This is a genomic window from Microcystis sp. M53598_WE2 (assembly GCF_030067735.1).
In the GTDB taxonomy this organism is placed as follows: Bacteria; Cyanobacteriota; Cyanobacteriia; order Cyanobacteriales; family Microcystaceae; genus Microcystis; species Microcystis aeruginosa.
Map to the genome: position 1 here is coordinate 1 of NZ_JASJFE010000091.1, position 1,253 is coordinate 1,253.

General features: G+C 38.9%; 3 protein-coding genes. All 3 read left to right on the forward strand.

The genetic code is table 11. From position 1 onward, the window contains the following. Window positions 1-78: 78 nt before the first annotated feature. The 3 genes from PX636_RS02130 to PX636_RS02140 are packed head-to-tail and all read left to right on the forward strand — an operon-like array spanning window position 79 to window position 1,116. Window positions 79-381: a DUF433 domain-containing protein gene (locus PX636_RS02130; protein WP_002795644.1), complete on the forward strand. Its 303-nt coding sequence runs from the start codon at window positions 79-81 to the stop codon at window positions 379-381. Next, window positions 382-717 carry a DUF5615 family PIN-like protein gene (locus PX636_RS02135; RefSeq protein WP_002795643.1) on the forward strand — a complete coding sequence of 112 codons (336 nt, stop codon included), beginning with the start codon at window positions 382-384 and terminating at the stop codon, window positions 715-717. Between the two features lie 12 nt (window positions 718-729). Then, on the forward strand, window positions 730-1,116 hold the full coding sequence (locus PX636_RS02140) for a XisH family protein (RefSeq protein WP_288116083.1): 387 nt from the start codon (window positions 730-732) through the stop codon (window positions 1,114-1,116). Window positions 1,117-1,253 lie beyond the last annotated feature (137 nt).

Below are 1,253 nucleotides of genomic sequence, written 5' to 3' on the forward strand. Positions count from 1 at the left end.
CTTGACGTGATATAATATATATGACATTTGGGCGCAGATTCCTTGTGACCCTATAATCGGACAAATTCGTTATTATCAATGACAACAACTTTAATCAATCACATTGAAATTACCCCAGAAACTTGTGGCGGTAAACCGCGCATCGCAGGTCATCGCATCAAAGTCCAAGATGTCGTCATTTGGCACGAACGCCTGGGAATGTCACCCGATGAAATTGTTTATCATTATCCCAGCATTACTTTAGCTGATGTTTACGCGGCCCTTTCTTACTATCACGATCACCTTGAAGAAATTAGACAACAAATCACAGATGATGATACCTTTGCCAAGGAAATGCAAGCTAAAACACCTTCTCTAGTCCAAGAAAAACTAAAAAAATGAATGGGCAATAAAATTAAATTTCACCTTGATGAAAATGTAAGCTATAACATTGCTCTTGGATTGCGCCAGCGAGGCCTTGATGTTACTACCACTCCAGAAGAAAATTTATTGGGGGTATCCGATGAAATACAATTGCAATTTGCCTTAGCCAATGGTCGCGTGATTTTTACTCAAGATACTGATTTTTTAAGAATCAATCAATCATCTATAACTCATGCAGGAATTGCTTACTGTCCCCAACAAAGTAAATCTATTGGTCAAATAATTCGAGGACTACTCTTAATCTGGGAAATTCTTGAACCGGAAGAAATGTATAATCACATAGAGTTTATATAGAACAGCATGAAAATGCCGGCCAAAGATATTTTCCATGATTGTGTAAAACACGCCCTAATCAAAGACGGCTGGACAATTACCCATGACCCCCTACGGATTCGTTTAGTAAGAGGTAAAAACCTGTTTGTTGATTTGGGAGCAGAAAGACTATTAGCCGCAGAAAAAGGAACAGAAAAAATAGCCGTTGAAATTAAGAGCTTTACTCGTCCCTCTGACATGAAAGACCTTGAAGAAGCAGTTGGTCAATTTGTCGTTTATAACCATCTTTTAAGGCGTTATTATCCCGAATATAAACTATTTTTGGCTGTTAGCGAAAACACCTGCAAAACAGTATTTGAAGAAGAAGCAGGTCAAACCTTAATTGAAGATGGTATTATTCAGTTATTTAGGGTCTGCTGAAAAAGTTTTTCCTGGGGGCAGGTGGGGTGTGGGGTTTTACCGGTTTTGAGGTGGCCAATTACCTAATTTTCAGGGAAAAAGTCCCTGAATTTTCCCCCTGATCACTCCCATGCCGGGGACTTTTTGATTGACAAAAA

Coding starts and splice junctions, on each gene's coding strand:
- PX636_RS02140 (WP_288116083.1), top strand. CDS start 730: ATGCCGGCCAAAGATATTTTCCATGATTGTGTAAAACACGCCCTAATC.
- PX636_RS02135 (WP_002795643.1), top strand. CDS start 382: ATGGGCAATAAAATTAAATTTCACCTTGATGAAAATGTAAGCTATAAC.
- PX636_RS02130 (WP_002795644.1), top strand. CDS start 79: ATGACAACAACTTTAATCAATCACATTGAAATTACCCCAGAAACTTGT.